This window comes from Sphingomonas sp. KRR8 (genome assembly GCF_023559245.1).
In the GTDB taxonomy this organism is placed as follows: Bacteria; Pseudomonadota; Alphaproteobacteria; order Sphingomonadales; family Sphingomonadaceae; genus Sphingomicrobium.
Map to the genome: position 1 here is coordinate 2,644,925 of NZ_CP097462.1, position 26,598 is coordinate 2,671,522.

Below are 26,598 nucleotides of genomic sequence, written 5' to 3' on the forward strand. Positions count from 1 at the left end.
GCGTACGCAAGCTGCGTTCCCGCCGGCCTTGTTCTTCTTACATGAATCGCTCGGCCCTGGCGATCGCAGCGCGATTGAGCTGGCCACGCTTGCGGGCATTGTTGGCGAGTGCCCGGCCAAGATATTGCGGGTTGGTCAGCACCCTGTTTGCCTGGGTTCGCATGACTCGCACGGCCGTGCGCGGAGTAATCGGACGGCCGCGCTGCGACTTGGCAGTGAGCGTCGCCAGCGTGCGCTTCTGAATGGTTGGAATAGTGCGAAGCAGGACGCGGGCGCGTGGATCGGGATTCATCGCCAGCTGCCGGGCGATGTCGCCACCGGCGCGAGCGAGGATCGGCACCACTGCCTTGACGCTGAGCGGAGCCCTGCTGGCCAAGGTGACAGTGATTGCCGAGCCCATCGTCTGGGCGAGTGGCCCTGGTAGGCGGGTCGCGCTGTCTGCCATGGACTCGGAAAGCGACTCGTCCACCGCTGGAACCCGTGCGGGCGCGTTCAGCTCTTCCTCGCTATCGCTTTCATCCTCACCCTCGAGCGAGCGAGCAAGGGTACCGAGCTTTCCTCCCAATGCGACGCCAGCCGGACCACCGAGAGCGCCGCCGATCACCGCGCCGATCTGCGGCGCAAACTTCTTGGCAAGCGGCGCAACCGTGGTGGCGACTTTCTTGATGCCCTTCCACAGGCCACCAAGCGAGAATTCGTCGCCCTCGCCATCGCCGAGGCTGAACTGGTCGAACCCGTTTGCTTCTCCGCTCCAGCCCTCTTCTCCGTCGAAACCGTCGCCTCCGAAGTTGTCAGCAAAGGGATCACCGAACTGGTCGCTGGAGAAATCCTCGAACGATCCCTGCTCATAGGCGCCGAGCGGAGTCTCGCCGAGCATGGTGTCAGAAAATTGGTCGGTCTCGAAGTCGAAATTGTCCATTGCCGCCTCCTCGAAGCCGCCCTTCGCGGGCGTGGGCCGGGGAGGAAGTGTCTTCTTGACGGCGGTCGGGAACAAGCTCCAGCGGCATGCTGGACAGTCCGGACTAATTGAAAGTGGCTAGTCCCGATTGATTAGGTTTTCGGACGAGATGCTGAGAGCCTTCGAAACCAGGTGCTACCCCTTGATCGAGGGGTGATTGGCGATCCCTTCGCCCGGCTCGCCCGCACTGGTGCGAGCTTGGCGGCGCCACTCCTCAGCGAGCCGGCGGAACTTGCCTCCAATCCTCGGCGCTAGACGGTCAGCGAACCTCTCCGCCCGTTTGGCCTGATCTTCGTAATAGTCGGGATCTTGGTCAAGCGGACGGCGCCAGCCGGTCATCGTTGCTCTCCTGTGGATGTTCCTGCCAAGTAGGCAGGTCGAGCCGTTTTTTGCTTAAGGAATTGCACCTAAAGGCTCCGTCTTGTGGGGCTACAGCCACCGGTGGGAGGGTTCTCAGGCCTTGGCGCCGGGTGGGGCCAGATCGCCCTCTGAGCTAGCGCGAGTGTCTTGGGCGGGGAGGGGCGGTCCTGCATCGCCCAAGCTCGGTCCGGATCCGGTGCTTGCGACTTCCCTGTCTGGGTCGGAGCTCTCAACGACATTGTCGGCGGCCCAGGCTCCGCGACTTCCAAGCGGCTCGGGCGCCCCCGTGGTCGTATCAATGCGCGTTTGATGCTCGACCTCGCTATTAAGCTCAGCGCCTACAATGAGGACGTAAGCCGACAGGTATATCCACGTTAGCAGCGCGATCATGGCACCGAGCGAGCCGTAGGTCGCTTCGTAGTTGGCAATGCTTGTCAGATAGAAGCCGAAGGCCAGAGTCAGCAGAAGCCACGTCACTGCGGTGAACAAGGAGCCCGGCGTGATCCACGCCCAGCGCGCCTTCTCACGTGCCGGTCCGAAGCGGTATAGTGTGGCAGCGACACTCGCCGCTCCACACAGCAGGCCGAAGTAAGCGGCGGCCCGTCCGAGCAACAGCGTCAGATTTGACGCATCTGGCGCGAACTTTCCGAGATAGGCGATCGCTGCAGTCGCGATGAGGGCGGTGAGTGCCATGAGCAGCGCGCAAAAGGTTATAACGAGAGCGGTGAGGTAAAAGCGAGACAGGCTTCGCTTCTCCTCTTCATGGTAGGCGATGTTCAAGGCTGTCATGATTGAACCAGCGCCATTGGCGCCGCCATAGAGAGCGAACGCGAGTGCCAGGATGACACCGGTGCCCTTGGTGGCTCCAGTCGTCGTCACAGCTCGCATGAGCTGCTCTCCAACGAACCGGGCGACATCTGGCGGAAGGAAACCAGTCAGTGACTGCATGTTGCTGACCACCGTGCTGGGATCCGCAACCATGGCGTAGATCAGCACGAGCATTCCAAGGAACGGCACCAGCGCCAGGAAGCTGTAGAAGGCGACGCCTGCGGCAACGAGGCTGGCATTGTCGACCCAGCTTCTCTGCCAGGTGCGCGCGACGATCTGCTTCCACGCAGGTCGCGGCATCGTCCAGGGCGATTTCGCTCCGCGACCCTGAATATGCTCTCGTCTCATACCGCTGGCGAAACGCACTTGAGCGCCCATGGGTGCTCGAACGGACGCAAGGCGGCTTCGTTTGACCCGAGGCGTCGGCCATATTTGAGTGATAATCGAAAGCGTTGCGACGATTGCCCCTCTTAACAGGCGATCATTCCGCCGAGGCAGATCCAGCGGGTCGGGAGTTAGCTTCGATTGAGCAGACAGCCGCAAACCAGCGTTGGCGATCGCACGCCAACGATCGACGCCAACTTAGAGACTATCCGCCCCGCTTCAGTGTTTCGCGGGCGATGATCAGCTGTTGAATCTGACTTGTGCCCTCGTAGATGCGGAAGAGGCGGACATCGCGGTAGAGCCGCTCGATGCCATAATCCGCAATGTAGCCCGCGCCGCCAAAGATCTGCACTGCCCGGTCAGCCACCCGGCCGACCATCTCGGACGCGAAGTACTTCGCGGCAGCGGCCCCAAGAACCACGTCCTCTCCGCGGTCCTTCGCTTCGGCCGTCTCCAGCACCAGCGCCCGAGCAGCAAGGGCTTCTGTCTTGCTATCGGCGATCAAGCCCTGGATGAGCTGGTGCTCCGCGATCGGTTTGCCGAACTGCCTGCGTTCGAGCGAGTAGGCGACGCAATCAGCGATCAGGCGCTCGGCGATTCCAACGCAGACGGCCGAGATGTGCAGTCTTCCACGATCAAGCACCTGCATGGCGATTTTGAAGCCCTGTCCCTCCGCTCCAAGGCGGTTGGCTGCCGGCACTGCGACGTCTTCGAACACGACGTCGGCGACGTGTGCGCCCTTTTGCCCCATCTTCTTGTCGGGTTCGCCAATGGACACACCCGGCACATCCCGGGGAACGAGGAATGCGGATACGCCGCGCCCACCGGACTCGCTCCCGGTCCGGGCCATGACCGTGAACAGTCCCGCCTTGTCCGCATTGGTGATGTAGCGCTTGGTGCCGGTCAGCCGGTAAACATCGCCGTCACGCACGGCCCTAGTCCTCACTGAGCCCGAGTCCGAGCCGACGTCGGGCTCCGTTAACGCGAAGCTGGTGACGAGCTCACCGGAGGCAATGCGAGGCAGCCAAGTCTCTTTCTGCTCGTGGGTACCAGCGATCACCAGCCCCTGGGATCCGATGCCCACATTGGTGCCGAAGACTGAGCGGAAGGCAGGAGTGGTGCGTCCGATCTCGATCGCGACCCTCGCTTCTTCGAGCATCGAAAGTCCCAGCCCGCCATATTCCTCACCGATGGAAAGGCCGAACAGCCCCATGTGGCGCATTTCGGCGACGACGGACTCGGGGACGGCATCCGCCGCTTCGACGTCGGCCTCCAGTGGGCGGAGCCGTTCGCGCACGAAGCGCCGCACGCTCTCCAGCAAAGCCTCGAACACCTCAGGGTCGAGCGACATCCTTCACTCCTTACGTCTTCGTGCCTCCCTATGGCAGCTTAGGACCGCACGCCATCCAGCTCAGACACGCAGCTAATCCGGATAGCGGCTCCGACCTCAACCAGCTCACAGCAAGAATAGGCGCAGACCGAAACCTTACTCTGTCGCGCCAGCTAAGAAGGAGGAAGGAGCACAGAAACGAAAGCCTGAATTGCATCTCAATCCAGGGATGAAAATAGAGGGCTAAGTTGAATGCTCAATCGCTACGGTATCGCGGCAACGCGTGCATACCTCCTCGCCGGGCACGCGATGACACGTCTGGAAGCCATGGTGTTCTTCGGCACACCTGACCTGACAAAAGTCATCAGCGATTTGCGCCGAGAAGGGAAATCTGTCCGACGCCGGACCATAACATTGTCTCACGCCCTCAGGAGGCTGAACGAGACTGCAACTCTGGTTCCGCCGGCGGCCCTGCCGGTCAAGGACATCAGCGTCACTGAATATTGGGTCGAGCAGTGAGCCGCCGATTCAGTGAACGGCAGAAGCGCAACCTGTGCGCACGTTCTGCAGGCAAGTGCCAGCTGTGTGGTGAGAAGATCGCCGCCGACTTCCACGCCGACCACCGCCTCCCAGTCTTCCTGGGCGGACCTACCATTCTCAAAAACGGGCAGGCGACCTGCTCCGATTGCAATCTCAAAAAAGGCAAGAAGATGCTCAACAACCTTCGCAAGTGGCAGATGACTGCTGTCGACCAGGCCATCGTCTACTTGACGCAAAAGGGGGGCAAGCACTTCGTGGTCAATGCCGCTCCGGGTGCCGGCAAGACCAAGCTCGCCTGCGTAATTGCGATGATTCTGCTCACGATGAAGTTGATCACGCGCGTTGTGGTGATCGCTCCGCGTACCACTGTTGTTGACCAGTGGGCGAAGGAGTTCAGCCACGTTACCGGGCGGCGGATGGAGAAGATCACCGCAGCAGACGGGCGGTGGATTCCGAACACGGATTATTGCGCCACTTGGAACGCAGTGAAGGGACTCCAGGATGTCTTCCAGAGCGTGTGCGAGGGCGGTCGCACCCTCGTGATCTGCGATGAGCATCATCACGCTGCGATCGAAGCGGCGTGGGGTGCTTCAGCTGACAGCGCGTTCAAGAATGCAGCTTACTGCCTTGTTCTGACGGGTACGCCAGTTCGGTCTGATGGAGGCCAGTCCGTATGGTTGGACCTCGATAAGAGTGGTCGCATCAAGCACGCGAAAGAGGGCATGGTGACGCTGACCTACGGCGAGGCCGTCAAACTCGGCTATTGCCGGCCTGTGGCTTTCCACCGTCATCGTGGTCAGTTCACAGTGGAGCTCAACAAGAGCCAATCGGTCGTCGTCGCGAGTGACGCCGATCCCGTCCTGCCTCCTGGCCTGGAGGTCGACCGCATTCTCAAGCCTTTGCTCGAGTTCGATCGGCTGGCCCGCACCCGTTCCTACGAGCCGGATGGGGTTACGCCCCGTGTGGATAGCTACCAAGCCACCATGGTTGCTCAGGCCAGTGAAAAGCTGAACCAGGTTCAGATTGATATGCCCGAAGCGGGTGGCCTCGTCATTGCGCCCAGCATCGATATGGCGAATTACTTCGCCGATCTTATCGAGCGCATCGACGGCGAGAAGCCGCTTGTGGTTCATTCGGACACGCGGAATGCCGACAGACGGATCGAAACCTTCAGGCACAAGGAGGACATTCGTTGGCTCGTGAGCGTCGGCATGGTCGCTGAAGGCGTCGATATCCCCCGGCTGCGCGTGCTCATCTATCTTCCGAAGGCGATGACCGAGTTAGCTTTTCGGCAGGCCGTCGGCCGAGTGGTCCGCAACTATGGTCACAATGATCAAAGCTGCGCTTACGTGATCATGCCCGGTACCGAACGCTTCGATAGCTATGCTCGCCGGATCGAGGACGACATGCCTGCAATCACTGCGCCGAGTGAAAGTGAGCAGAGGGAGAAAGTCTGCCGGCATTGCCACTGCAGGAACGACCTTGGAGCCGCAACTTGCCACGATTGCGGAACGGACTTTCCTTCGCGTGAGGTGGCCTTCGCGCCATGTGACTGTGGTTTCCTCAACAAGGTCGGAGCGGCTTACTGCTTGGATTGTGGCAAGGATCTCCTGCAAGCCTACGACATCACCCTTGATGAGGCGGCGCGGGACGGCATCATCTCTCGAGGTGTCAAACTACCGGAGGAGGACGTCCGGGAAGCGGAGGCACTCAGCGAAGCTACTCGAGAGCTCATCCGCCGCGCCGAAACCCATGATAAGGTCCTTGCGGCAACGTTAAGTAGCTTTCCGCTGGAGCTCGTTTCGTTGATTGCGCGCTCGATCAAAGACACAGGCTTCGGCGAGCCCGCAACCGAGTAATCGACCGGACAAATGGCGGTGCGCAAATCCAAGCGCACCGCCAGACGGTCGCAAACGCAAGTGGAGAGGCCCACTTGGCGCTCAATGATGCCGTTATGGACATGAGTGTAGCGGGCCGGAACCACGAGGTTCACCGTTGGCGCGCCGCCATTCACGGTCTGGATTTCCGCACTGTCGTCGCCGTAGCCCTGAACGAGATCCAATTGGAGCGGGATCTGCCGCGCGCTGGCCGTACGCTTGATCAGTGAGACGAACTTGCGATTGGGCAGCGCGCTGGAGTCATAAAGGAAGATGCCCGGCCCGCCGCCAAGCTTGGCTTGAGAGTCGTCCGGCTTGGCGCCACCGGAGTCGCCGGTCACGCCGCCCTCGATCGCAATGCCGATATCGGGCTTGACGATTGCCGTAGACGCCCGCGCTCCGCGCAAGCCGATTTCTTCCTGCACCGTAGCCACGAAGAAGACCTGATTGGGATGGCCGCTTGCCTTGAGCCGCCGGGCCGCTTCAATCAGGACTGCGCAGCCAACACGATCGTCCCACGCCTTACCGGCATAGGACTGCGTGCCATTCATGATGGCAAACTCGCTATCCGGCACCACCGGATCACCGGCGGAGACGCCGAGCGCCGCCACTTCCGCGGCGTTGGCGGCTCCGACGTCCAGATACACGGCTTCACGCGGGATCAGCTTGCCACGCTCGTCTCCCGAGGTGAGGTGAACGTCGCGGATGCTGGTGATCGCCCGCACAGGGCCCTTGCTGCCGATGATCACCCAGCGTTGTCCGGCCAGCGCTTGATCGAGCCAGCCGCCGAGCATCTGCATGGTCAGGAAGCCGTCCGGAGTGGTCCTTCGGATCATCCCGCCGAGTTCGTCCATGTGCGCGTCGAGCATGATGCGCGGGCCGCTATTGCCTTGCTGTGCAATGACAGAACCCAGTCCATCGTAGGTGATACGGTCGGTCACCGGCCGTAACTCCTGGACCATGATCTTCCGGACCGGTTCTTCGAACCCCGGCGGCCCTGCCGCATTGCTGAGCCGCTGCAGCAATCCGCTGGTTGCGTCCTGCGCGAACGCTGAACTCGACCATGCCAAGGCCAGGGCTGACGCAACTAGGGAGATTTTACGCATACAAAGGCCGCTCCTGACTTGATCGATTCCAGCTCCTGCCTTTGGTAGTCGAAAGTCAACGATCGGCCAGCCCGGCCAATCGTTTGTCATGTTGGGCAAAGGGCGCTCTGTTGCCCACCGCCCCTCCAATGGGCGATGCCGGGTGCACTGGCAGGAGTTTGCTGGCATCGAGGCGGGCCGAGGCAGGATCGGTCACGAGTTATCAATTCGGCTTCCAGAACCAATCCATCGCCCATCGCGACCCTTGATGAACTACCCTGCAGCTAGGAATGAATAGAATTTGCTTCTGCTCCTTCGTGTGTGATCGAAGGAGATGAAAATGAGTAAGAAGACGAACAACGAAGGGCAGGCACCAAAGGCAGGCGCCTCGCAGGGCCATGCCGAGACGGCGGGCGACGCGGCGGGCCGGTACGACGCCGAACTCAGAGAATGGTCGTTTCGGGACCATTTGGGTTCGACCGTCGCCTTCGGCCGTGTCTACTCTGACCGAAAAGGTCGCTGGCCTGCCGGCTTCGCCATCTCGACGTCAGCCATAATCGACGATGGCAATCGCCAGGAAGGATCTATCGTTCGCACCCTGAACACCCGCTATCTGCTCTCAGGACCACCGGGGAATGCCGAAGCGATGCTGGCGCTTGCACAGCATCAGCTTGCGAATGCCCAGAGGCGTCGGGCGGTCGAGCAGGACGAGCGGCTCTTTGATCTGTTGCCAGCAGCATGGGGAATGGATGACGAGACCTTCGAGAAGGTCGCTGGCCTCCCGCTACGCTGGCTTTCGCAGTGGCGCGATCACTACCGCGCACCGACGGACGATGAGCTCGCCAGCATCCAGCGCCTGATGAGCTTCCACCAGGCGATCAGGCTCGTGACTTGCGGCGAACCGAACTACGCCGAGTGGTGGCGTAGGCGGTGGGCCGAAGGCAGCTTCATTGGCGAGCGATCACCGCTGGAAGCGATCCTGTCCGATGCAGGACTGATGGACCACTTCGAACGGTACCTTCGGTCGAGGTTCTAGCGCCCGAGCTCTTGAGCGGGCTGTTTCGGCTTGACGTAGCGGTCGAGCCAGTCGGTCATCTGCCACAGCGTTTCTTCCGTTGACTCGAGCGCACGGTAGCCGTGCGGCTCGTTGGGAAGAACGACGTAGCGAACGGTCGCGCCATTGCCCTTGAGCGCCGCGTACATGCGCTCTGACTGGATGGGGAAGGTTCCGCTATTATCGTCTGCGCCGCCGTGGATCAGCAAAATCGGAGCCTTGATCCGGTTGGCATAAGTGAACGGGCTCATTTCAGTATAGGTCGGGGTAGCCTCCCAATAGGTCCGCTGTTCCGCCTGGAACCCAAAGGGCGTCAGCGTTCGATTGTAGGCACCAGACCTCGCGATGCCCGCGCGGAACAAGTCCGTGTGGGCGAGAAGATTGGCGGTCATGAAGGCGCCATAGCTGTGGCCTCCGACTGCCATGCGGGCCCGGTCGCCAACGCCGAGTTTGACGACGGCATCGACCGCTGCCCGGGCGTCTTCCTGCAGTTGCTTGACGTAGGTGTCGTTCGCTTCCGCATTCCCTTCGCCGATGATTGGCATGGCCGGGTTGTCGAGAACGGCATATCCCTGTGTCAGCAAGAACAGATGACTGATGCCGCGCGGGCGGACAAAGCGATTGCCCTGATCAACGGTCTGACCCGCGATCTTGGCATCGGTAAACTCCGCCGGATAGGCCCAGAGCAAGGTAGGAAGCGGCCCATCGCGCTTGGCGTTGTACCCTGCCGGCAGGTAGAGCGAGCCCGACAGCGGCACGCCATCAGCGCGATTGTAGGTGATGGTGCGCTGGGTCACGCCAGCAAAGACCGGCGCTGGATCCCGGAAGGCGGTGATCGGCGTGACGCGGCCATCCTTCACGCTGCGGATCATGTAATTGGGGGCCAGCTTCGCGCTTTCGCGACGCGTCAGCACCCGCTGAGCCTTATCGTCCAGCAGGGCTACAACCGTTTCGTAATAGGGCGCGGCGGCATGCCAGAGTTGCTTCTGCTCACCGCCCCGCAGAGGCATGGCGGCGAGGAAGGGGAACGCACCAGCCTTTGTCGCTCCCTCGCCAGTCACGTAAACGCCGCCATGGTCTGGCGTGAAGCGCATCACCGGCTTGCCGGCGGCATTCTGCTCGAGCAGCGGCAGTCCCGGGTCTCCATATTGATCCTGGTAGTTACGGGTGAGGATCACCTGTGCCTGGCCGGGCCGCGAAGGCTCGACGCGAGTACGATGCTCGGTGCGCGATTTCCATTCGCGGTCGATCACGAGGGCAAAGCCATCGTCACCCCACAGCACCCTCGAGTAGCGGGCCGGCGTTTTCGCCAACTCGACCGGCGCCGCACTGAACGGGGCGGCTTGCATCATCACCTTGTCGTGAAAGGGCACCTTCACGCGCGGGTTTCCGCCGTCGAGCGCCTCGGCCCAGACGAGCGTCGCGGGTGCGTCAGACCGCCATTCTGCTTCTCGAGGTCCCTTCACCGTTGCGTCGAAATCCACCGGAAGGTCGTCGGCGAGCGGCCGATCGGCCAGCATCTTCACCGGAGCGCCCTCGATCGTGGACACCGCGATCTGGGTCGGAAAGAACCTGGCTGGCAGGAGATATGAATATGGCCGCTTAAGTCTCTCAGTAAGCAGGTATTTCCCGTCCGGTGAAACGCTGAAGTCAGTAATCAGCCCGGGTGAGCCGATCGGGCGGACGGCACCACTGAGATCGACCCGCATGAGCTGGCCCGTGAAGTAGTAGTCGAACAAGGCCTCGTCGTGCGCATCCCCGAGCAGGTCCTCATAAGTCCGCGCCGCGGAGGTCCGACCAGCGCTCTCCTGGACGATCGGGCCGGTCGGCGTAGTGCTTTCGGTGAGCCTGGGGCCTCGACCGGCGGGCACCGAGTAAATGATCAAAGCCTTGCTGTCGGGGGTCCAGGCGAAGGGAGTACCGAACGTACCGTTCAGATGCTTCGCGACCACCCGCGCGCTGCCGTCGAGCTCTGCGATCCACAAGGACAAGCCATCAGGCTCCTGCGCGTAGAAGGCGAGCCGGCTTCCGTCGGGCGACCAGTCGGGCGAGGCGAAGCGAAGGCCAGCGGGGAGCTTCACCGTTACGGTCCTGCCGCTGGCGACGTCCTTGAAGTCAAGGGAATTGAGCCACTGGACGCGGACCTCGGCCTGCCCGTTTGTCGCCGGGTCGATCCGGTAGCCGCCAAGTCGGAGAATGGGCTTCGACATATTCGCGATCGATGGCAGGTTCTCGCGACCGGTAATCGCGAGGGTCCGGTGATCGGGACTGATCGAAGCACCCGGGGTGGGCGGCGTCTCAAGCGCCTTCGCGATCGCGTCGGGTGCGCGATGGTAAGTGTTGGGGGGCGTCTGCGCAGCGGCGCTGCTGGCTAGCAGGAGAGCAATCAAACAGGCAGCAACGCGCATTCGTGACCTCTTGTGTTGAATTCGAGATTGTCGGGGAATGGAGAGTGTCTGGCATGGGGAAACGATCGAGGCCAGACCATTGTGGGTGACCACGTCATCGTTCGACCCGTCATGAGTTCGCTTAGTGAGGTTGTTCGGCTTAAGATCGTGACTGTTGCGGCTTGGTAAGCCTTGGATAGTCACCCACTGCACTCACCCCTCATTCGCCAGACGAGCAGTAGACCAGCGCAATGCTCCGCGTACCATTGTTGGCATGTGCGTAGATTGATGTACTCTTCCCCCTTCAACCGGGGGCGTAATGACGATGCGGATGCTGATCACTGTAGCTGCCTTGCTTTCCACTGCAGCTCCGGCGGCCATTCCAACGCCGGTCCGGCCAGTGACAGATCCACGCAGCATCAGCTCGCCTGTTGACCCGCTGGCAGCGCCCGTACCCATCAGTGACCTGGTTTTCTCCCGTGGCGCGCTCGACGCGGCCTGGAGCGCGGACGGGCGACAGCTGTTCGTGTCGACGAACCTGACCGGCCGTTACAATATCTGGAGAATGGACGCGGCGGGCAGCTGGCCGGTGCAGCTGACGCAGGCGGACGACAATCAAAGCGGCTTCGCGGTCGCGCCGGATGGTCGAACCCTCTACTTCACCCAGGACAAGGGCGGAAACGAGCAGTACGACATCTACGCGGTTCCGACGGCCGGCGGAGCCACGCGCAACCTCACGAATACGCCCGAAGTCCGCGAGGAGGGCATGTTGCTGTCGCCAGACGGCCGAAGCATGGCGCTCTCGACCAAGCGCAGTGGCCAGGGGCAGGTCGACCTCGCGGTCATGGACCTCTCAAGTGGGCAGGTGCGGGCGCTGACCCACGAAGCCGACCCGCAATGGGGATGGAGTGCGGTCGAGTGGATTGACGGTGGGCGATCGCTGATTGCCAATCGAAGTTTCGTCGGCGGCGACGCTGGAGAGGTTTGGCGGGTCGACGCTGCAAGCGGTCAGGCCGTGAAGCTCCTGGGGAAGCCCGGCATCATCTACACGGCAAGCGGCGCGACGGCTGACGGGAGTGCCATCGCGGTCACCACCAACGAGGTTACACACCAGCAGCATGCGGCAGTCTTCGTGCCGGCCACTCGCGCGCTGCGCACGCTTCGTCCGACCCCTTGGGAGCAGTCCAGCGGCGCCGTCAGCCCAGACGGCCGCTCCTTCGTGGTGCAGACCAGCGAGGACGGTCGCCAGTCGCTGTCGCTTGTCGATCTCCAGAGTCTGGCGGAGCAGCCGCTGACGATGCCGCCTGGAGTCAATGGCACCATTGGTTCGAAGCCATTTACCCACGATGGGCGGCAATTGCTGGTCCTCCATTCGGGCGCGGATACGCCGAGCGAGCTGCAGGCGTTCGATCTTGCGAGCGAGGAGCTGCGTCCGCTTACTCACTTTGCCATGGCGAGCCTCGCGCCAGAGCATCTGCCCAAGTCGCGCATTGTCACCTTCCGGAGCTATGACGGGACACTGGTCAGCGCGGTCGTGACCATGCCGTTCAATCTCAGTCGTGATGGTCACAACCCTGCCGTGGTGATGCCGCATGGCGGGCCGACGGGACAAACCAACGACGGCTTCAGCCGCTACGCGACCGCGCTCGCCAGTCGTGGATATGTGGTGATCCAGCCCAATCCGCGCGGTTCGACCGGCTATGGCCTCGCCTTTCAGAAGGCCAATTTCCAGGATCTCGGTGGCGGCGACCTCAAGGACGAGCTCGCGGCCAAGCGCTTCCTGGTCGACAGCGGCTATGTCGATCCCCGCCGCGTCGGCATTGCCGGCGGCTCTTACGGCGGGTTCATGACCTTAATGGCGATCGGCAAGGCACCAGACGAGTTTGCCGCCGCCGTGGACCTGTTCGGGATTATCGACTGGCGGACCATGTGGCAGCATGAAGATGCGCTGCTGCAAGCGTACCAGAAAACGTTGCTGGGTACCCCGGAGCAGTTCCCGAAGGTCTATGATGCAACCTCGCCGCTGACCTACATCAAAGCGGTGAAAGCGCCTTTGCTCGTCCAGCAGGGCGAGAACGACATCCGAGTGCCGGCCGGCCAGGCTCGGCAGGTCGTTGAGACCCTGAAGGCGCGAGGTAATGTCGTAGAAGCAGTCTACTATCCGGACGAAGGGCACGGCTTCTACAAGCGCGAGCACCAGCAGGACTCGTTGCAGCGGATGGTCGACTGGTTCGACAAGTATCTGAAGGCACCGCCCAAGCCTTAGCGTTGATGGTGACGACCATCGCAGCCGCCGGGCGCAAACAACGGTGTCTACTGCGTTGTCGCGTTTGGCTCACCCTGATGGGCGCATAAGACCTGATCGCCCCAGCGCCGCTCGTGACGCTATCTGCCCCGTGGGCGCGGCATCTTTGTCTCGAGACGCGAGCGGCCTTAGAGGAACATAAGCCTCCCCAGAGCTCAACCGTGCTTCGTCTTGGGCGAAGCCGTTTCAGGCTGAGTGAGCTTGACGCGGACGACTGATTGGCGTGCCTCGTGCAGGTGGTTGGAAATGTCCTCACCGTCGCAGCAAGGCAGGTGCGCGCTCACGCCAACTGGTTGCCGGCTTCCCGTTTGGCCCAGTCGCGATTGATGAAGAGCGCTCCGAGCGTGCAGAGGACACCAGAGAGCAAGTACAGGCCAACCGACCACAGACCCACGTTGGCGGCAAGCCAGAGCGCAACGAGCGGCGCGAAGCCCGCACCGATGAACCAGGCGGAGTTGGAGACGATCGCGGCGCCGGTGTAGCGATAATGTTGGCGGAACCTGCCGTTCACCACACCTGATGATTGCCCGAAAGCCAGTCCAAGCAGGATGAAGCCGCCGAACATGTAGATGGCTTCGCCGAGCTGGCCAGCACCAAGAAGTTGCGGCGCGAAGCCGCTGTAGGCCCCAATCAACGCGGCCGACACGCCGAGTACCGCGCGCCGGCCAACACGGTCGGCCAGAAGTCCGGACACCAGTACCGACAAGGTGCAGATGAGGGCGCCCGTACCCTCGATGATCAGGAAGCGCACTGGCTCAACGTTGGTGAAGAGCTGGTTGTACGACAAGGGAAAGACCGCAACGAGGTGGAACAGCGCGAAGCTCGCGAGCGGGGCAAAAGCGCCTAGCAGGATCGTCCGCCACTCGGTGAAGAGCGTCTCAAAAGGAGGGGAGGGCTGAAGCTCACGATTCTCGAACAGTCGCTTGAATTCGGGCGTGGCCACCAGCCGCAGCCGCGCAAACAGCGCCACGATGTTGAGTGCCAGAGCAACGAAGAAGGGATAACGCCACCCCCAGCTCAGGAAATCTGCAGGCTGCAGTAGCGCAAGGAAGTAAGCGAACAATGCGCAGGCAAGCGCCAACCCCAGCGGTGCGCCGAGCTGCGGGATCATGGAATACCAACCGCGTCGTTCCCGTGGCGCATTAAGGGCCAGGAGCGAAGGAAGCCCGTCCCAGGCGCCGCCCAGCGCAACACCTTGAAGCAAACGGAACAGCCCAAGCAGAAATGCGCTGGCATGCCCCACGGTTTCAAACCCGGGCAGCAGGGCGATGGCCATGGTTGAGCCGCCCAGCAGGAATAATGCGATCGTGAGTTTCACGCCGCGACCGTGGTGCCGGTCGATGTAGGTGAAAAGAAAGGTCCCGAGCGGACGGCCGAAAAAGGCCAGCGAGAAAAAGGCGAAGCTGAGCAGAGTGCCGGTCAGTGGGTCGACGTACGGGAAGACATAGGAGGGGAACACCAGCACCGAGGCAATGGCGTAGACAAAGAAGTCGAAGAATTCCGTCGTGCGGCCAATGATGACGCCGATCGCGATATCGCCCGGCCGAACGTCACCGTGGCTCGCATTGACCAGCTGTGCATCCCTTTCGAGCGGGGTTGAGCTGGCACCGGTGACGGGCGGGGTCATCACTGAGATATTCTCCGATATTCTGCGGCAACGCCAGCGTACGAGTCGCGCGCGCAGCGTTCATCAGTACCGTCTTTCGCGGAATTTAGGCTGGAGGGGGATTGGACATTTTGTCCAATGTCAGCCGAGGCTCGCGATCACTATCTCGCACCCATGCTGCAGCTCAAAGCCCCGCCATCAATCAAGGCATTCGCGTTGGGGAGTTCGGCCCTGTTGCTCGCCGGTTGCGAACGGGCGGTGCTTAATCCCGCCGGTGACATCGCGCGGCAGCAGCGCGATTTGATCTACATATCGACCGCTTTGATGCTCCTGATCATTGTGCCGGTGATGGTGCTCATCGTCGTGTTTGCCTGGCGCTACAGGCAAGGCAAGGGCGGCACCTACGATCCGAACTTCGATCATTCGACCACGCTCGAGCTTGCCATCTGGTCGGCGCCGCTGCTGATCATCATCGCGCTGGGCGCGCTGACATGGTCGAGCACGCACCTGCTTGATCCCTTTCGGCCGATCGATCGCCAATCCACGGCAGTCGGCGGCAAGGCCGAGCGGGTGCAACCGCTACGCGTCCAGGTGATCAGCCTCGACTGGAAGTGGCTGTTCATCTACCCCGATCAGGGGATCGCCACCGTCAACGACCTTGTCGTACCGGTCGGGCGACCGGTCCGGTTCGACATCACTTCGTCGAACATGATGAACACCTTCTATGCTCCGACAATGGCCGGCATGATCTATGCGATGCCCGGCATGCAGAGCACCCTTCATGCGGTGCTCGACAGGCCGGTCGATGATGTCGGGTATTCGGGCAACTATAGTGGCGCGGGCTTCAGCCACATGCGGTTTCGCCTGCGCGGAGTTCCCGCCGATCAGTTCAACAGCTGGGTCGGAGCCGCCAAGGCAAGCGGCAGATCGCTCGATGCCGCGACCTACCTCCAGCTCGCCAAGCCGAGCGAGAAGGTGCCGCCAATGGCATTCGCCAGGGTTGGTCCCGACCTTTACCGCCGTATCCTTGAGCGCTGTGTCGCGCCCGGTCAGCCCTGCATGAGCGACGTCATGGCCCATGATCGGCGAGCTGGGGGTGATCCGCATGCCGTAAGGCCGGGCGCAGGCATGCCCGCGAGCCACCAGTCGGCGCCGCTGGGCGGCAAGCCGGAGGGCGCCGTCTTCAGGTCGCCAGCCGAGAAGGGCTCGAGCCCACATCTCACCAAGCCTGCCGACCCGAATGCTGCCCCTGGGATCACCAAGCCCGGTGATCCCGCCAATCGCAACATGAGCTGAGCGCAAAACACAGTGATCAACATGAAGACCATCTTCGGCCGGCTCACCCTCGAGAGCTTCCCGTTCCACGAGCCGATCCTGCTCATCACCTTTGCGGTTGTCGCGCTGGGCGGTCTTGCCGTTCTCGGTCTCATCACCCGTTACAAGCTATGGGGTTACCTGTGGCGCGAGTGGTTCACCACGGTGGACCACAAGAAGATCGGGATCATGTACATCATCCTTGGCGTCGTCATGCTGCTCCGCGGCTTCTCCGACGCGATCATGATGCGCATCCAGCAGGCCATCGCGTTCGGTCCGAACGAGGGCTATCTGCCCCCACACCACTATGATCAGGTCTTCACCGCGCACGGGACGATCATGATCTTCTTCGTCGCCATTCCGCTGGTGTCGGGTGTGATCAATTTCGTGATGCCGCTTCAGATCGGCGCTCGAGACGTTGCGTTTCCCTACCTCAATTCTCTGAGCTTCTGGCTAACGGCGGCTGGCGCAGGGCTGGTGATGGTTTCCTTGTTCGTTGGCGAGTTCTCGACTGCGGGCTGGCTGAACTATGTGCCGGTCGCCAACATTCAGAACTCACCCGGGGTGGGACCCGACTATTATCTCTGGGCGCTGCAGATCGCCGGTGTGGGCACGACCTTGAGCGCCATCAACATGGTGACGACCGTCATCAAGATGCGCGCGCCCGGCATGACCATGATGAAGATGCCGGTCTTCACCTGGACGGCTTTTTGCAGCCAGGTGCTGGCCGTCGCCATCTTCCCGGCGCTGACCGGCGCTTTCGCGCTCCTCATGCTTGACCGCTATGTCGGCACCAACTTCTTCACCAACGACCTTGGCGGCAATGCCATGATGTACTGGAACCTGGTGTGGATCTGGGGTCACCCGGAGGTCTACGTGCTCGTTCTGCCGGTGTTCGGCATTTATTCGGAGATCACCTCCACCTTCACGGGCAAGCGGCTCTTCGGCTACTCATCGATGGTCTACGCCACGGTGTGCATCACCATCCTGAGCTACCTCGTCTGGCTCCACCACTTCTTCACCATGGGGTCGGGGGCAAGCGTCAACAGCTTCTTCGGCATCGCCACGATGGTCATTGCCATTCCCACCGGGGCCAAGATCTTCAATTGGCTTTTCACCATGTATCGCGGTTCGATCAGGTTCGAGCTGCCGATGATGTGGGTAGTCGCCTTCATGCTGACCTTCGTGGTTGGCGGAATGACCGGCGTCCTGCTTGCAGTCCCGCCGGCAGACTTCGTCCTCCACAACAGTCTCTTCCTGGTCGCCCACTTCCACAACGTGATCATCGGAGGCGTGGTGTTCGGCCTGTTCGGCGGCATCGAATACTGGTTCCCCAAGGCCTTCGGCTACAAGCTCGATCACTTCTGGGGCAAGGTGCACTTCTGGGGATGGGTGATCGGCTACTGGGTCGCCTGGACTCCGATCTACATCGTCGGACTGATGGGCACGACGCGACGCGTGAACCATTTCGATGATCCGACGCTGCAGCCATACTTCGTGATCGCAGCGATTGGCGCAGGGATCATCCTGATAGGGATCGCCGGGTTCGTGATCGGCATGGTCGTCAGCTATCTCAAGCGGGACCAGTTGCGGGTCGGCAATGACCCTTGGGACGGCCGCACGCTCGAGTGGTCGACCAGCTCGCCGCCGCCAGCCTACAATTTCGCCTTCACGCCGGTGGTCCACGATCTCGACGCCTGGTACGATATGAAGAGCCGGGGCTATGCCCATCCGACGGATCACTTCCGGCCGATCCATATGCCTCGCAATACCGGCACGGCGATCATCCAGGCTGGTCTCGCTGCCGTGCTCGGCTTCGCCATGATCTGGTACATCTGGTGGCTCGCAATCGCCGCTTTCGCCGGCCTGATTGCCGTCACCATCTGGCACAGCTTCGACTACAATCGTGATTATGACATCCCTGCCGCCGAGGTGGCGACGACCGAGCGTGAGAAGCTGGGCTTCCTCACTCCGGCAGTGCCGGTGGGAGCCTGACAGACATGACCGCCACTACCGTGACTGCCGCTGCGCCGCTCGCCGGCGTTGATCGAGACACTTTTCACCTGATTGAGCAGGATGGTCATGACGGGGGCCACAGCAGCCCGGTCCTGCTCGGCTTCTGGATTTACCTGATGAGCGACGCGCTGCTCTTTGCAGCGCTGTTCGCTACCTATGGTGTGCTTTCGACCAGTTATGCCGGCGGCCCGGCACCTCGCGACATTTTCGAGCTGCCGCTCGTGGCGATCAACACCGCCATCCTGCTGGTGTCGTCCATCACCTACGGGTTCAGCATGTTGGCGATGGAAGAAGGCCGGACGAAGACCGTCCTCCTGTGGCTCGCAGTCACTGCCTTGCTCGGTATCTCCTTCGTGTCAGTCGAGCTGTTCGAGTTCAGCAAGCTCATCGCAGAGGGTGCAACACCGCAGCGTTCGGGATTCCTGTCGGGTTTCTTCACCCTCGTAGGGACGCACGGACTTCACGTTACGGTCGGCATCGTCTGGATCGGGCTGATGATGGTCCAGATCGGACAGAAGGGGCTGAACCGGATCAACAAGCGCCGGCTGCTTTGCCTGAGCATGTTCTGGCACTTTCTCGACGTCGTCTGGATCGGCGTGTTCACCTTTGTCTACTTGCTGGGAATGATGCGATGAGTGCTGGCACTGACCCCGAGCTTCACGCTCATGGCGATGAGCATGGTCATGGAAGCCGCAAGAGCTACCTCCTGGGCTTCGCCCTTTCGGCTGTGCTTACGCTGATCCCGTTTTGGCTGGTGATGACCCGCCCAGGGGTGGGCGCAACCGCTATCGTGCTGATCGTGATCCTGCTCGCGATCGTGCAGATTCTCGTCCACACGGTGAGCTTCCTTCACGTCACGACCACCGGGGAGGGAGGCTGGACCTTGCTCGCTTACACCTTCACGGGCGTTCTACTGCTGATCACCATCATCGGTTCGCTGTGGATCATGTATCACCTCAACTCGAACATGATGCCGGGCATGGGGGCAACGAGCGAAGCCAACAGCACGCTTTGACACGTCACCCCTCTCGCCGATGGGCCATGACAGCCATCTGCGGGCTGTTTGCGCTGCTGTTCGCAGGATTGGGCGTTTGGCAGGTCGAGCGACTGCAATGGAAACTCGATCTCATTCGCAGAATCGATCTGCGGTTGGCGGCAGGGGCCGTGGACCTGCCTCCACCGGCTGACTGGCGTCAGATCGATCCTCGCTCGCTCGAATACACTAAGGTGCGAGCGACAGGTCGATACGACTATGCACGAGAGACTAAGGTAGACGCTCTGACTGAACTCGGACCGGGCTGGTGGCTGCTGACACCGCTCGACACGGGCAAGGGCGTGGTGCTCGTAAATCGCGGCTTCGTGCCGAAGGCCCCGGTTCCGCAAAGCAATCCGCGCGGCTTCGTCAGTGTGACGGGTCTGCTGCGCATCAGCGAGCCAGGCGGTCGCTTCCTTCGCTCCAACAAGCCGGACGCCAGCCTTTGGTATTCGCGCGATGTCCCGGCAATCGCCAAGGAGCGGGGGCTAGCTAACGTGGCTCCGTTCTTCGTTGACGCGGGGCGAGATCCCAACGGTGAGACCTGGCCACGCGGCGGCCTTACGGTGGTTCACTTTCGCAATGCACACCTGGTCTACGCTCTTACCTGGTTCGGCCTTGCGGCCCTGAGCCTGTTCGGGCTGGTGCTGATCTGGCGGCGCTCTGCTAAGCAGGGTTGATGGATGCGCCCCTGCTTGCCTTAACGCGTCAGAGCAGCGCCGTTACGGGCCGTTCGCCGGCTGCCGTCACCGTCGCGAACATGCGCCAGCTGATCCAGCTGCGCTGGGTGGCGTGCTTCGGCCAACTGGTCGCCATCCTCATCGCCCACGAATGGCTCGGTGTTCCGCTGCCGGTCGTTGCCATGCTCAGCGTGGTCGGCCTGCTGGTGATCGGCAACCTGCTCTTCACCCTGACTCTGGACAAGACTGCCATCGTTCCCGACGCGCTGTTCCTGGCCTTGCTGCTCGATATGTCGGCCTTGACGGCACAGCTCTACCTGAGCGGCGGCGTGACCAATCCCTTTATCTCGCTCTACCTGTTGCAGATTGTGCTCGGAGCCATCCTCCTTCGGCCGAGCCGCGCCTGGCTGCTGGTAATAGTGGCGGCTGTCGCCTTCATCTTTCTCAGCATCGCCCACCTGCCGCTCACATTCGGGCTCGTTTCGCCCGCTGCATCAGACCTTGCCGCGCTTGGCCAGGAAGTGGCCTTCATCATGGTTGCGGTGCTGCTGGTGCTCTTCATCACCCGCATCAGCCGCAACCTCCGCGCCCGTGACGCCTATGTCGCCGAATTGCGTCAGCGCGCGGCCGAGGAAGATAGCATCGTGCGCATGGGCCTTTTCGCCAGCGGCGCAGCGCATGAACTCGGGACTCCGCTCTCGTCGCTGTCGGTGCTGGTCGCCGATTGGCAGCGGGATCCAGCGCTTGCCGGCAAGCCCGAGCTCGCGGAAGAGCTGAGCGATGCCCGGGCAGCAGTTGAGCGCTGCCGGGACATCGTCAGCGATATTCTCGACACTTCCGGTCAAACGCGCGGCGAGCCGATGGGGTCGGTCAGTGCCGCCGAACTCGTCAGAGTGCTCGAGAATGACTGGTCGGCACTCCACGAGGAGGTTCCGCTACAGGTCACCGTAGAGATCCCCGGCCAAGCGCGCGTGCCTGACGAGCCTGCGCTCCGCCAAGCCTTGTGGAGCCTTCTCGAGAACGCCGGCGAAGTCTCGCCTCAGGGGATCGCGCTGCGCGCTCACCTCCACGAGGAGCAGCTCGTGCTGGAAGTAGCGGACCGGGGCCCCGGTTTCTCGCTGGAACAGCTTGCCGCCTTGGGCGAGATCGTTCGTTCGCGCAAAGGGGCAGGTCATGGCCTCGGCCTGTTCCTCGCCACCAGTGTTGCACGGCGATTGGGCGGAGGACTGGAAGCGTTCAACCGCGAAGGTGGCGGCGCTTGTGTTCGCATGCACTTGCCACTCATAGGCCAGGGCGAGCAGCGTTGAGCGTCGATCCTCGCCGGCTGGTGATCGTCGAGGATGACGAAGCCTTCGCGCGCACTCTCGCCCGTTCGTTCGAGCGACGTGGCTATGCCGTTTCCACAACAACCAGCCAGGCGGGTTTGAACGAACTCCTCCAGGGTCCGAAGTTCGATTTCGCAGTGGTCGACTTGAAGTTGGGGTCCCAGTCGGGACTACCCTGCGTCGCAGCGCTCCACGCAGCGCATGCCGAAACTCGCATTGTTGTTCTGACCGGATTTGCGAGCATCGCGACGGCGGTGGAAGCGATAAAGCTCGGCGCTGCTCACTACCTGCCCAAGCCAAGCAACACCGACGACATCGAGGCAGCCTTCGGGCGGGTTGCGGGCGATGCCGACGTAGCTGTTGACGGTCGCGCTACCTCCATCAAGACGCTGGAGTGGGAGAAGATCAACGAGACGCTGATCGCCACTGGCTTCAACATCTCGGAGGCCGCTCGCCGTCTTGGCATGCACCGCAGAACTCTTGCGAGAAAGTTGGAGAAACGGCCTCTTCGCTGAGGCAAATTGCTGAGGCTGGAGCTTACCGCGCGACGTGAAGCAATGCCGTTACGCCAGCGCAGGCGAGTTACTCAGTCCCTTAGGGGCCGACGTACATTGTTCTGAAAGGCAATCACTCACGCCAGAACATGGCGAAGCTGCACCCCAGGAGCGCTTAACGCTGATCATCACCCGGATTTTCGATCGAATGAGGAGCTGTGATTGGTTCACCCGGCTGGGCACCACCGCCGCGAGCCCGGCGACGCCAACCTTCAGCGAGCCGACGGAACTTGCCGTCAATTGTCGGAGGTAGGCAATCGGCGAATCTCTCCGCTCGTTTAGCCTGCACTTCGTAATATTCGGGATCTTGGTGAAGCGGGCTTCGCCAACCAGCCATCATTGCTCTCCTGCGCCTGTTCTTACCAAATGGGCAGGCTATGCTCTGATTTGCATACGGAAATGCACTTAGAATCCGGGCGCTTGGCTAAGGAAAGGCTAGTTAGCAGGCGGCCGGGCTAATGATGACCACTTGCCCGGCGGGCCCGTCTTCACCTCGCTTGAGCAGGCACGATCAAGAGCAAACTATCACTGCTCTGTTAAGGCCGAAGTCGGGAATCGGCGTGGGGGAAAGGTTACCGTCCCGGATGTGGCGAGTTCGATCTGCCGCTCATAAAGCACGGCGAGCCTCTGGTGTGCTTCTCTCGCTTTCTGGCTCGCCGCGCTGTTTGCTCGCGATGTCTCGATCTGCTGTCTCTTGAATAGATAGTTGATGTCCATGTCCGCCTCCGCTGTCGATGTGTTTCGTCAGTGTCGTAGTTCGGGCGAGCTTTGGGTGTTCCTGAACGACTTCTCAGCCTCGAGGAGCCTTTCCTGAAACACCAGCGCATCGAAGTATAAAGCGGTATTCGGATCGATCGGGGTGGGCCGAAGAAAAACCCGTTTCAGCCATTCTCCAGCCGACCTCAGATGCCCTCGCGGAGACGGGTGGGGCAAAGCAGAATCCACGTTATCCGGATATGAACGGAAGGCATGATAGTCTCGATCAAACATCTCGGTTCTCCTTCCATGCTCAGCCCCTGCGTTGTGAACATGGCGAGTTGCGGAGGGTAAGACAAACGAATACAAATGTGGTTTGACATCAAGAATCTTGCGCCATGGATATCAGGATAGCCCGAACATTCCTCGAGGTTGTGACCACAGGCAGCTTTGTACGAGCCGCCGCCAACCTGAACATCACGCAAACTGCGGTAAGCGCCAGGATCAAGTCGCTCGAGGACCAGCTTGAGCGGCCTGTTTTCGTCCGGAATAAGGCCGGTGCTCGCCTGACGCCCGCTGGCGAACAGTTTCAACCGTTCGCCATCGCATTGGTGCAGCTATGGGAGCGCGCGAGACAGCAGGTGGCACTGCCCCCCGGGCTTGAGACCGTGGTCACCATCGGCGGTGAGTATAGCTTGTGGGATCCCCTTCTGCGCGATTGCCTGCTTGTGACCCGGGAGAAGCATCCGGAGTTCGCCATCAGGGCCAAGATCGACGTAGCGGATCGCCTGATTGCCCACGTAGAGAGAGGTCTCCTCGATCTCATCATTCTTTACGATCCGCCCCATCGCCTGGGGCTCGTTAGCGAGTTGCTGGTCGACGAGACTCTGGTTGCGGTGAGTACGTTCAGTCCCCAACCTTCGGGGGAGCACAGCGATGAGATCTACGTCGACTGGGGCACGTCATTCGGCATCAATCACCATAATGCATTTCCAAATGCACCCACTCCCGCCGTGACCGTCAATCACGGTCCGCTCGGCCTCGACTACATGCTTCAATTGGGTGGGCATGGTTACTTCCGACTTGCCGCAGTCGAGCAGCACATCGCGGCAGGGACGCTGCATTTGATGGAAAACAAACCGCGCTTTTCTTACTCCATCCACGCGGTTTATTCATCGGAAGCTAACAAGTACCCCTTGGAGCAGTTGTTATCCGCCTGCCGCGTGAGCGCCAGGGGAGCGAAAGGGTGACCCCCACTGGCACATCTTCACGCTGAACAGAGGCCACATCGAGCTTCTCACTCTTACATGGCATGGGCGTTCTTTGGGCTCCGTTTTGGCTCGCTGTCGAACGTTAAAGTCGGACAGTTCTTTGCTCTCCGTGGCCGCCCAGCTTCGCTCAACCAATAAACGGAGACAAAGGCGAATACGGAGCCCAACGGTTGCGACCTCCCCCAACGCAGGCGTTAACCCGCAAAGACAGGGTCGATGACTTTCAAAACCACGGAAGGTGGGACATGTTCGAAGTGCGTATCGCAACCGCGCCGGAAGCACTTGAGTTGATGAAGGATGGTTGGCCCACCCGGGTGATCAGCTTGGTGGGTAATGATCTCCGTTTTGATCTGCCGATCCTTGGTCCTCACCACTTCGTCGCTAAATTTCACGACGTCGAGGCTGAAGTGCCTGGCTATACCGCACCGACCGAGGCCATGATGAGGGCTGCGCTCGATCACACGTCAAGTACTTCTGCCGAGGACCGCCTTCTCATTCACTGCCACGCTGGAAAGAGTCGGTCGCCAGCCATGGCACTGGGCGTACTGGTCCGAGCTGGGCTCTCTCCCACCGAAGCCATGGCGGCCGTTAAGAAACTTCGGCCGTCGTCATTCCGAACCGGCTGATGGTCCAGCAATTGGATCTGATCCTAGAGCAGAACGGTCGCCTCATCAGCGCCGTTGCAGTGCACTACGCGACGTTGCCGGCAGACGCACTTTTGCCGAACCGGGGCGGCCTCAACGACTAGCTCAACTGTGTTCTGGCTTCGGTTCTAGAGAGTGCGGTTGAGTAGATCTGACGAACAAGCGGCCCGCCGGGAGGAGCCGGCGGGCCGCTTCCGCCTGCCATCAACGCCGGCAGGCGATCGGTAAAGTGAAGCTTAGTTGCCGTGCGAGACGTGGCCCTCACCCTTGGCCGAGCCACTGGCCTGGCCGGAAGCGCTCAGGTTTCCGCCCGACTGGCGGGCTGCCGAAAGAGCGCCATTCATTGCGCCAGAGGCCTGTCCCTGGGTCTGGTCTCGAACGGCCGAGGCTTGATCGCGCGCTGCCGCGACTTGACCACGCGCCGTCCCGGCCGCACTGCCAGCTGCCGCACCCAAGGCGTCGGTGCCAACGCCCTGAAGGCCAAAGCTTGCGCTCTTGCTCCCGGAAGCGTTGCCCGAGAGCGAACCCGCCAGACCGCCTGACTGATCTCCACCAGTTGCAGCCAGAGCGCCATCAGCAGCGCCCGCCAGCGAACCGGCCAGGCCAACGTCACCGCTGGCCGAGCCGCTCCGAGTGTTGACCGATCGGCTGGAGGTCAGCGAGCCGGTGCCGGCAACGCTGCCAGTCACGCTATTGGTGATGCTGCCGGTGACCCCGTTGAGCGTTCCCGACAACGCGCCATTGCCGCCGATAGTGCTGCCAAGCGTGCCGCCAAGCGAGTTGCTGCCGTTGAGCGTGCCACTGACGACGCCGCTGACGGTGCCACCGACGTTGCCGAGAAGCTGGGCCGAGGCGGGGGCGGCTGCCGTGCCAGCAAGAAGAGCCAGCGCAAGAGTAAGACGGATCATGAGAAGTCCTTTCCTGTCGTTTCTCAATTCGGTGCAGCCACAGGGGCCTGCCTATTGAGAACGACAGCGCTCCGGCGCTTCATCCCGAGAGCTCGAATTTATTTCGCGCCGACAACCTTCGGGTCAGTGCGGCAGGTGCGGCAAACGATCCCGCGCCCAACCTTTCCGCTGCCGCGCGCCGCTTCGCGGTCAAGTGCCTGCGGGGAGCCTGTTGCGGCCAACCGTGCCGCGACCAGGGGAGTGGCAAAGCTCGTGCCTCGGACCTGGGCGTAGCCCCGGCCGGGGAGGGCCGCTGCCATGTCCGCGCCGGGCGCTGCGAAGTCGAGCCGGGCCGCTCGTCCTGCTTCCGGCAAGGCCCGGTCACGAGCGTCGACGGCTGTGACGGCGATCACGCCCGGGTAGGCGGCTGGGTACTGAATCGGAGCTGCGGGGCCGTCGTTGCCGACCGCCGCAGTCATCCTGATGCCCCGTGCGGACAAGATAGCAACTGCCCTCTGCAGCAGCAGGTTGCTGGGTCCTACCAGGCTGATGCTGATGGCGTCCGGCCGCTTCGAAGCCGCCCACGCAAGGGCCCGCACGATGGCGGTCGCGCTGCCGGCTGCAGGGTTGCCGCCATAGACGTCTGCCACATAAAGCCGAGCTCCGTCCGCCGCGCCCCGGAAAGCGCCGTCACGTCCGACGAGCAGCGAAGCTACAGCGGTCCCGTGGCCGGTCGACTTGGCGGCGCCTGCGAAGCCCTGCTGCACGATCGATGCGCCGGCGAGGCTCGGATGCGACGCCACCCCACCGTCGATCATGACAATCGTTCGACCAGCGGGGACGGGTGGGGGATTGGCCCCGGCCAGTGCTGCCGCCATTGCGGGCAGCAAGGCGCCGCCAGCGGGTTCGTAGACATGGTCGTAATCCGCCGCCAGGCCCGGAGCGGCTTCCAATAGCCGGCGCATGGCTGCCTTCGGGGACAAGCGCCCAGGCGCACGCAAGGTGACGCTGACCAAGCCTCCAAGGTCATTCCGTGCTTCGATCTGGAACCCGGCTGCTGCCGCGGCCCGGAGCTGCGCGTCGGTTGGGTCGATGGCGATCAGCACGCCGCGCCGGACCGGCACACCATTGGGCCCGCTCTCCAGCTGAGTGGGGTTACTCCGGATGAGCTCGGTCAGTCGCAACCGCCGCAGATCCGCCAGAGAGGTCTGCGCCAGCTGACTAACGTCCTGTCCGACACCCAACCGATCAAGGTTCGGAACTGTCGCCGCGCTGCGTTGGGCTGGCGAAAGGGTCGACAGCAGGTCGCCCACAATGGGCACGTTCTGTGCCGCGCTTGGCAGCGGCAGATTGCCAAGCGGCAAGGACGGCAGCAGCTGAGACCGGGCTGCGGTACCAGCGACGAGGGCGGCACCGGCAAGTAGCAGTGCGGCAATGCCGGAAGAGCGTCTGGACATTGGAAGC

22 protein-coding genes and 1 pseudogene are annotated in these 26,598 nt (G+C 61.9%); 13 read left to right on the forward strand and 10 right to left on the reverse strand.

Annotated features, from left to right (window positions below; all coding sequences use genetic code 11):
• Positions 1–37: 37 nt before the first annotated feature.
• The 4 genes from M8312_RS13350 to M8312_RS13365 form a co-directional block, all read right to left on the reverse strand.
• On the reverse strand, positions 38–994 hold the full coding sequence (locus tag M8312_RS13350; protein ID WP_250118170.1) for a hypothetical protein: 957 nt from the start codon (positions 992–994) through the stop codon (positions 38–40).
• A 99-nt stretch (positions 995–1,093) separates the two neighbouring features.
• Positions 1,094–1,297, reverse strand: coding sequence for a hypothetical protein (locus M8312_RS13355; protein WP_250118171.1), 204 nt, complete (start codon positions 1,295–1,297; stop codon positions 1,094–1,096).
• Positions 1,298–1,411: 114 nt separating this feature from the next.
• The gene (locus M8312_RS13360; RefSeq protein ID WP_250118172.1) at positions 1,412–2,446 is read right to left on the reverse strand and encodes a YihY/virulence factor BrkB family protein; all 1,035 of its coding nucleotides are present in this window, start codon (positions 2,444–2,446) and stop codon (positions 1,412–1,414) included.
• Positions 2,447–2,735: 289 nt separating this feature from the next.
• A complete protein-coding gene (locus M8312_RS13365; RefSeq protein ID WP_250118173.1) occupies positions 2,736–3,881 on the reverse strand; it encodes an acyl-CoA dehydrogenase family protein in 1,146 nt (381 codons plus the stop codon).
• A gap of 231 nt (positions 3,882–4,112) precedes the next feature.
• On the opposite strand from M8312_RS13365, the gene M8312_RS13370 reads away from it, so the two are divergent.
• Positions 4,113–4,379, forward strand: a complete 267-nt coding sequence (locus M8312_RS13370) for a hypothetical protein (RefSeq protein ID WP_250118174.1) — start codon at positions 4,113–4,115, stop codon at positions 4,377–4,379.
• Positions 4,376–6,259, forward strand: coding sequence for a DEAD/DEAH box helicase family protein (locus M8312_RS13375; protein WP_284070182.1), 1,884 nt, complete (start codon positions 4,376–4,378; stop codon positions 6,257–6,259). The genes M8312_RS13370 and M8312_RS13375 overlap by 4 nt, the downstream gene beginning before the upstream one ends.
• 92 nt (positions 6,260–6,351) lie before the next feature.
• Here the strand turns inward: M8312_RS13375 and M8312_RS13380 are convergent.
• Positions 6,352–7,551: pseudogene (locus tag M8312_RS13380) on the reverse strand (M42 family metallopeptidase); the annotation flags it as partial.
• Positions 7,552–7,702: 151 nt separating this feature from the next.
• Here M8312_RS13380 and M8312_RS13385 point away from each other — a divergent pair.
• On the forward strand, positions 7,703–8,398 hold the full coding sequence (locus M8312_RS13385) for a hypothetical protein (RefSeq protein WP_250118176.1): 696 nt from the start codon (positions 7,703–7,705) through the stop codon (positions 8,396–8,398).
• Here the strand turns inward: M8312_RS13385 and M8312_RS13390 are convergent.
• Entirely contained in the window at positions 8,395–10,824 is a 2,430-nt protein-coding gene (locus M8312_RS13390) for a S9 family peptidase (RefSeq protein WP_250118177.1), read from the reverse strand. The genes M8312_RS13385 and M8312_RS13390 overlap by 4 nt on opposite strands.
• Positions 10,825–11,122: 298 nt before the next feature.
• Between M8312_RS13390 and M8312_RS13395 the strand changes: the two genes are divergently transcribed.
• Entirely contained in the window at positions 11,123–13,069 is a 1,947-nt protein-coding gene (locus M8312_RS13395) for a S9 family peptidase (protein WP_250118178.1), read from the forward strand.
• Between the two features lie 319 nt (positions 13,070–13,388).
• On the opposite strand, the gene M8312_RS13400 is transcribed toward M8312_RS13395, so the two are convergent.
• A complete protein-coding gene (locus M8312_RS13400) occupies positions 13,389–14,735 on the reverse strand; it encodes an MFS transporter (RefSeq protein ID WP_250118179.1) in 1,347 nt (448 codons plus the stop codon).
• Between the two features lie 153 nt (positions 14,736–14,888).
• On the opposite strand from M8312_RS13400, the gene cyoA reads away from it, so the two are divergent.
• The 7 genes from cyoA to M8312_RS13435 all read left to right on the forward strand — a co-directional run bounded on the left by cyoA (position 14,889) and on the right by M8312_RS13435 (position 21,597).
• Positions 14,889–16,010 (forward strand): ubiquinol oxidase subunit II, encoded by a 1,122-nt coding sequence (gene cyoA, locus M8312_RS13405; RefSeq protein ID WP_250118180.1) that lies wholly within the window; start codon positions 14,889–14,891, stop codon positions 16,008–16,010.
• A 21-nt stretch (positions 16,011–16,031) separates the two neighbouring features.
• On the forward strand, positions 16,032–18,023 hold the full coding sequence (gene cyoB / locus M8312_RS13410; RefSeq protein ID WP_250118181.1) for a cytochrome o ubiquinol oxidase subunit I: 1,992 nt from the start codon (positions 16,032–16,034) through the stop codon (positions 18,021–18,023).
• A 5-nt stretch (positions 18,024–18,028) separates the two neighbouring features.
• Positions 18,029–18,679, forward strand: a complete 651-nt coding sequence (gene cyoC / locus M8312_RS13415; protein ID WP_250118182.1) for a cytochrome o ubiquinol oxidase subunit III — start codon at positions 18,029–18,031, stop codon at positions 18,677–18,679.
• Complete coding sequence (gene cyoD, locus M8312_RS13420; RefSeq protein ID WP_250118183.1) at positions 18,676–19,059, forward strand: cytochrome o ubiquinol oxidase subunit IV; 384 nt, start codon at positions 18,676–18,678, stop codon at positions 19,057–19,059. Before cyoC ends, cyoD begins: the two co-directional genes overlap by 4 nt.
• A gap of 26 nt (positions 19,060–19,085) precedes the next feature.
• A complete protein-coding gene (locus M8312_RS13425) occupies positions 19,086–19,757 on the forward strand; it encodes an SURF1 family protein (protein ID WP_250118184.1) in 672 nt (223 codons plus the stop codon).
• Positions 19,758–19,837: 80 nt separating this feature from the next.
• Positions 19,838–21,064 carry an ATP-binding protein gene (locus tag M8312_RS13430; RefSeq protein ID WP_250118185.1) on the forward strand — a complete coding sequence of 409 codons (1,227 nt, stop codon included), beginning with the start codon at positions 19,838–19,840 and terminating at the stop codon, positions 21,062–21,064.
• Complete coding sequence (locus M8312_RS13435) at positions 21,061–21,597, forward strand: response regulator transcription factor (RefSeq protein ID WP_250118186.1); 537 nt, start codon at positions 21,061–21,063, stop codon at positions 21,595–21,597. The genes M8312_RS13430 and M8312_RS13435 overlap by 4 nt, the downstream gene beginning before the upstream one ends.
• Before the next feature lie 564 nt (positions 21,598–22,161).
• Here the strand turns inward: M8312_RS13435 and M8312_RS13440 are convergent.
• Complete coding sequence (locus tag M8312_RS13440; RefSeq protein WP_250118187.1) at positions 22,162–22,353, reverse strand: hypothetical protein; 192 nt, start codon at positions 22,351–22,353, stop codon at positions 22,162–22,164.
• A 377-nt stretch (positions 22,354–22,730) separates the two neighbouring features.
• Here M8312_RS13440 and M8312_RS13445 point away from each other — a divergent pair, with 377 nt between their 5' ends.
• The gene (locus tag M8312_RS13445; RefSeq protein ID WP_250118188.1) at positions 22,731–23,582 is read left to right on the forward strand and encodes a LysR family transcriptional regulator; all 852 of its coding nucleotides are present in this window, start codon (positions 22,731–22,733) and stop codon (positions 23,580–23,582) included.
• Positions 23,583–23,848: 266 nt separating this feature from the next.
• Entirely contained in the window at positions 23,849–24,229 is a 381-nt protein-coding gene (locus M8312_RS13450) for a hypothetical protein (RefSeq protein WP_250118189.1), read from the forward strand.
• Positions 24,230–24,483: 254 nt separating this feature from the next.
• Here the strand turns inward: M8312_RS13450 and M8312_RS13455 are convergent, their stop codons facing one another.
• Positions 24,484–25,155, reverse strand: coding sequence for a hypothetical protein (locus M8312_RS13455; RefSeq protein WP_250118190.1), 672 nt, complete (start codon positions 25,153–25,155; stop codon positions 24,484–24,486).
• Positions 25,156–25,253: 98 nt separating this feature from the next.
• On the reverse strand, positions 25,254–26,591 hold the full coding sequence (locus M8312_RS13460; protein ID WP_250118191.1) for a S8 family serine peptidase: 1,338 nt from the start codon (positions 26,589–26,591) through the stop codon (positions 25,254–25,256).
• Positions 26,592–26,598 lie beyond the last annotated feature (7 nt).

What these genes read in the sequence shown, in the direction of transcription:
- cyoB (WP_250118181.1), top strand. Translation starts at nt 16,032, where the DNA reads ATGAAGACCATCTTCGGCCGGCTCACCCTCGAGAGCTTCCCGTTCCAC.
- M8312_RS13430 (WP_250118185.1), top strand. Translation starts at nt 19,838, where the DNA reads ATGCGCCAGCTGATCCAGCTGCGCTGGGTGGCGTGCTTCGGCCAACTG.
- cyoD (WP_250118183.1), top strand. Translation starts at nt 18,676, where the DNA reads ATGAGTGCTGGCACTGACCCCGAGCTTCACGCTCATGGCGATGAGCAT.
- M8312_RS13360 (WP_250118172.1), bottom strand. Translation starts at nt 2,446, where the DNA reads ATGCCGCGACCTGCGTGGAAGCAGATCGTCGCGCGCACCTGGCAGAGA.
- M8312_RS13370 (WP_250118174.1), top strand. Translation starts at nt 4,113, where the DNA reads ATGCTCAATCGCTACGGTATCGCGGCAACGCGTGCATACCTCCTCGCC.
- M8312_RS13445 (WP_250118188.1), top strand. Translation starts at nt 22,731, where the DNA reads ATGGATATCAGGATAGCCCGAACATTCCTCGAGGTTGTGACCACAGGC.
- M8312_RS13455 (WP_250118190.1), bottom strand. Translation starts at nt 25,155, where the DNA reads ATGATCCGTCTTACTCTTGCGCTGGCTCTTCTTGCTGGCACGGCAGCC.
- cyoA (WP_250118180.1), top strand. Translation starts at nt 14,889, where the DNA reads ATGCTGCAGCTCAAAGCCCCGCCATCAATCAAGGCATTCGCGTTGGGG.
- M8312_RS13390 (WP_250118177.1), bottom strand. Translation starts at nt 10,824, where the DNA reads ATGCGCGTTGCTGCCTGTTTGATTGCTCTCCTGCTAGCCAGCAGCGCC.
- M8312_RS13450 (WP_250118189.1), top strand. Translation starts at nt 23,849, where the DNA reads ATGTTCGAAGTGCGTATCGCAACCGCGCCGGAAGCACTTGAGTTGATG.
- M8312_RS13460 (WP_250118191.1), bottom strand. Translation starts at nt 26,591, where the DNA reads ATGTCCAGACGCTCTTCCGGCATTGCCGCACTGCTACTTGCCGGTGCC.
- M8312_RS13365 (WP_250118173.1), bottom strand. Translation starts at nt 3,881, where the DNA reads ATGTCGCTCGACCCTGAGGTGTTCGAGGCTTTGCTGGAGAGCGTGCGG.
- M8312_RS13425 (WP_250118184.1), top strand. Translation starts at nt 19,086, where the DNA reads ATGACAGCCATCTGCGGGCTGTTTGCGCTGCTGTTCGCAGGATTGGGC.
- M8312_RS13400 (WP_250118179.1), bottom strand. Translation starts at nt 14,735, where the DNA reads ATGACCCCGCCCGTCACCGGTGCCAGCTCAACCCCGCTCGAAAGGGAT.
- M8312_RS13395 (WP_250118178.1), top strand. Translation starts at nt 11,123, where the DNA reads ATGACGATGCGGATGCTGATCACTGTAGCTGCCTTGCTTTCCACTGCA.
- M8312_RS13355 (WP_250118171.1), bottom strand. Translation starts at nt 1,297, where the DNA reads ATGACCGGCTGGCGCCGTCCGCTTGACCAAGATCCCGACTATTACGAA.
- M8312_RS13385 (WP_250118176.1), top strand. Translation starts at nt 7,703, where the DNA reads ATGAGTAAGAAGACGAACAACGAAGGGCAGGCACCAAAGGCAGGCGCC.
- M8312_RS13440 (WP_250118187.1), bottom strand. Translation starts at nt 22,353, where the DNA reads ATGGACATCAACTATCTATTCAAGAGACAGCAGATCGAGACATCGCGA.
- cyoC (WP_250118182.1), top strand. Translation starts at nt 18,029, where the DNA reads ATGACCGCCACTACCGTGACTGCCGCTGCGCCGCTCGCCGGCGTTGAT.